This is a genomic window from Sphingomonas sp. EU05-FHT14C10, assembly GCF_058790595.1.
The window spans coordinates 1-3,802 of sequence record NZ_JBYTEN010000045.1; the positions used below are offsets into that span (position 1 = coordinate 1).

Sequence of the window (3,802 nt, forward strand, 5' to 3'; positions counted from 1 at the left end):
TTATCACGAGGTCGCGATAATGTGAAGGAACGCGGCAGCGACGTGGATTCTCCTAATGCGGGGCGATGTTGCTGCGCATTATTTTGATTGCGAACCTCGGCGGTCTCTGGACCAGCTGAGGATAAAAGCATGTTGAAATTGCACGACGAGTTGATCGCCGAACTCTCGAATTTGCTCACGACGCAGAATTATAACCCGGTGGTCGTAGCGAACCATCGCCTGTACGCCCGCGCGTTTCTCGATTATCTGGCCGAGTGCGGCGTGCAGGTGGAAACTGTGACGCTGGCGCAGGTCGATCAGTATCTTGCCTATGCAGTTCAGGATTTCGAAGCCCAGTACGGGCGGCCTCCCTGTGCGCGCTGGCAGATGTTGCCCCGCACATCGATCAACAAACTGCTCCGGCTTGCCCAAGGCAAATGGCCGCCCGAGCCAGAGATGACCGAACCGGAAACCGCGTATCGGCAGGCGATCTGCTGCGAATACGAGGCATGGCTGCGCGACGAGCGCGGTCTGGCAAGCGCTTCCATCTCGGCGCTTCTGTGGGAGGCACGGAACTTCCTGCGATGGCAGTTCGAACGGGGCGGGGCGGCCAGCCTCGACACCTTGAGCATCGGGGAGGTCGATCTCTACATGGACATGCGCGCCCCTGGATTACGGCGCAAATCATTGGCCGATGTCGCTGAGCGGCTCCGGTCGGTGGTGCGGTATCTGCATCGGACGAGGCGCATCCCGATGGATCTCACGCCGCACATCATCGGCCCCATGCTCTACGCCTATGAAGACGTGCCCTCGACGCTGGACAGGCGCCAAATCGCCGCGGTGCTGGCGGCGACGAAGAAGGATGGATCGCCGCGGGGACTGCGCGATTTTGCGGTACTTCAACTGCTTGCCACATATGGGTTGCGCGAAGGTGAGATCTGTCGCCTTCGGCTTGAAGACGTGAACTGGCGCGGAGAAGCCCTGCGTATCCGTCACACCAAGACCAATGCGTACTCCTACTTGCCGCTATTGGCGCCCGTTGGTGAGGCGCTCCTCGACTATCTGCGTAATGGGCGCCCCCAGGTTGAGGGGCGGGAAATCTTCATCCGGTCCTGCGCGCCCTATATCGCAATGACAAACCTGTATGGCATGATCCGCGGGCGGTTGTCAGCCGCTGGCGTCGAGCCGCCGGGAAAGCGAGGAGCGCATGTCTTTCGCCACGCGCGGGCGGTCGAAATGCTGCGGGCGTCGGTCCCGCAAAAGATCATCGGCGACGTGCTCGGACATCGATCCACCGAATCCACCAACGCCTATCTCAAGCTGGCGACAGATGATCTCCGAGCCGTGGCGCTCGACGTGCCCGGATCGGAGGTGCTGCCATGAGCGCCTGGCACGATCCCGATCGCACGGTCATCGACGCCTTCCTGGAAAAATCGCAGTTCCGGCAGGGAAGCAGGCCGACTTATCGCTGGTTCCTTCGCAGCTTCGAGAATGTAGCCCAGCGTCATCCGGCGGTCGACCGGCAGATGCTCGAAGTCTGGCTGAAGGAAATGGAAAAACGTTGGCGAATGCCGACGCTGCTCAACCAGGTCTGCATTGTCGATCGCTTCCTCGACCACCTCGTCGAAATCGGGCTGATCGCAGATAATCCCGTTGCCGTGCTTCGCCGTCAATACAACGTCAAACAAAGCAAGCCGATCTGGCGAGCGCTGGCTTCCGCAAATCCCGACGGAGCCTTGGCCGCATTGCGACGCCCCGCGCCCTTCGGCAGCTCGCTGGGGGACTTCATGCGTGAGCATGTCGCGTTGATGCGGAGCCGGGGGTATCAGTATGAGACTCAGGCTCACTGGTTATTGCGGTTCGATCGGTTCCTCCAGGCGACCCCGGAACTGACAGGGGCATCGCTTGAGACGATGCTGGCGCGCTGGGCAACTGCCAAGCTGACCCGCAATCACGCGGCTGAATGCCAGAAGCTCGGGCGCCTCCTGACTAAGGCGCGGTATCGCCTTGATCCCAGCATCCCACCGAAACGCTTCAACGCCCGTCCCGAGCGGGAAGTGGCACGAGAGCATCGACGACCGCACATCTTCAGCCCGGCCGACGTTCGGCAGATGCTCGACGTTGCCCGCTCCTATCCGTCGCCGGACGCGCCGCTGCGGCCGATGGTTCTCTACACCATGGTGGTTCTGGCCTATTGTGCCGGACTGCGCCGTAGTGAACTCGCCGGGCTCGATCTGGGTGACGTCGATCTTCAATCAGACACGATCACAGTGCGGGAAACGAAGTTCTACAAGACCAGGATATTGCCGCTAACCGGCAGCGTCATGGCCGAATTACGGGCCTATATCGATGCAAGGCGGCGCGCTGGCGCCCCACAGGATCCTCGGTCCGGGCTCTTCTGGCACGAGCACTTCAATGATCGCTATACCCCGGTGACGGTCTCAACGATGATCACCAACGTCATGCGCCGTGCCGGGTTCAAGGCCCCGACCGGGCGGACAGGGCCGCGTGTTCATGACCTGCGCCACTCGATGGTCGTGAACCGGATCCTTCAATGGTATCGATCCGGCGTCAATCCGCAGGACAAACTGCGCTTCCTCTCCACCTACATGGGCCACCGGGACATCAACTCCACGCTGGTCTACATCACCGTCACGCAGGACCTGCTGCAGGAAGCAAGCGAGCGGTTCCGGACCGTCGGCGCCCGATGCCTCACGATGGAGGCGCGGTCATGACGAAGGGCAATCTCTTCCCCGCATTGTTGCGGGCGTTCTTTCAGGAATGGTTGGCTGAGCAACGCAGTGCATCTGTCCATACGATCCGGTCTTACCGCGACACCTGGCGGTTGTTGCTTCGGTTCATCGCGGAGCGAAAGGGCGGCGGGGTCGCGCGGATCATGCTGGCCGACGTCTCGGCCGGAGAGGTTCGCGCGTTCCTCCACCACACCGAGCATGGGCGCAGGGGCACGATCGGTACACGCAACTGCCGGCTCGCCGCGATCCGCAGCTTCTTCAGCTTCGTGGCTGACAAGGATCCCGAATACATCGCGCAATGCGCCGAGATCCTGACCGTCCCGCTCAAGCGGGAGCCTACCGTTGCACCCTGCTATCTCGAGCCGGAGGAGGTCGAAGCGATCCTTGCTCAGCCCGACCGGTCGACAATCGAGGGAATGCGCGACCACGTGCTACTCTCGTTCCTATATAACAGCGGCGCGCGCATCCAGGAGGCCCTCGACCTCTGTCCCGAGGCGATCCGGTTCGACGCACCGAACTTCGTGCGTCTTTACGGCAAGGGTCGCAAGGAACGTATCTGTCCACTCTGGCCGGAAACCGTGACGTTGCTCAGGAAGTTGTTGGAACGTCACCCGCGCGCGCCAGATCAGCGGATCTTCGTCAATCGATATGGTGAGCCGCTGGGCGCCTCGGGAGTGCGGTTCAAACTCGCCTCCTATGTAGGAAAGGCGTCAGAAACCGTGCCGTCGCTTCGGTCCAAAAATGTGACGCCGCACAGCTTCCGGCACGCGACTGCCGTTCACCTTGTCGCTGCCGGGGTCGACATCACCGTCATCCGCAGTTGGCTGGGACACGTCAGCCTCGATACAACCAACCACTACGCACAGGCCAATCTGGAGACCAAACGAAAGGCGCTCGAGCAGGTAGGGGCGCCGGCGGCGAGCAACGTGCCACCTTCGTGGAAACGAGAAGCCAGCCTGATGGAGTGGCTCGATGCCTTGTGAAATAATGTGAAGGACGTGGCGAAATGCTCAGCAGCTTTGCGGGCCTTCGCCACGTTCCTGCGCATTATCGCGACCTCGCGATAACAG

3 protein-coding genes are annotated in these 3,802 nt (G+C 61.4%); all 3 read left to right on the forward strand.

Going from position 1 to position 3,802, the window contains the following annotated elements:
• The first annotated feature begins 129 nt into the window (after positions 1-129).
• The 3 genes from AC3WT0_RS19795 to AC3WT0_RS19805 are packed head-to-tail and all read left to right on the forward strand — an operon-like array spanning position 130 to position 3,715.
• Entirely contained in the window at positions 130-1,362 is a 1,233-nt protein-coding gene (locus AC3WT0_RS19795) for a site-specific integrase (RefSeq protein ID WP_008832423.1), read from the forward strand.
• On the forward strand, positions 1,359-2,714 hold the full coding sequence (locus AC3WT0_RS19800; RefSeq protein WP_008832422.1) for a tyrosine-type recombinase/integrase: 1,356 nt from the start codon (positions 1,359-1,361) through the stop codon (positions 2,712-2,714). Before AC3WT0_RS19795 ends, AC3WT0_RS19800 begins: the two co-directional genes overlap by 4 nt.
• A complete protein-coding gene (locus AC3WT0_RS19805; RefSeq protein WP_095687245.1) occupies positions 2,711-3,715 on the forward strand; it encodes a site-specific integrase in 1,005 nt (334 codons plus the stop codon). Before AC3WT0_RS19800 ends, AC3WT0_RS19805 begins: the two co-directional genes overlap by 4 nt.
• Positions 3,716-3,802: the final 87 nt, after the last annotated feature.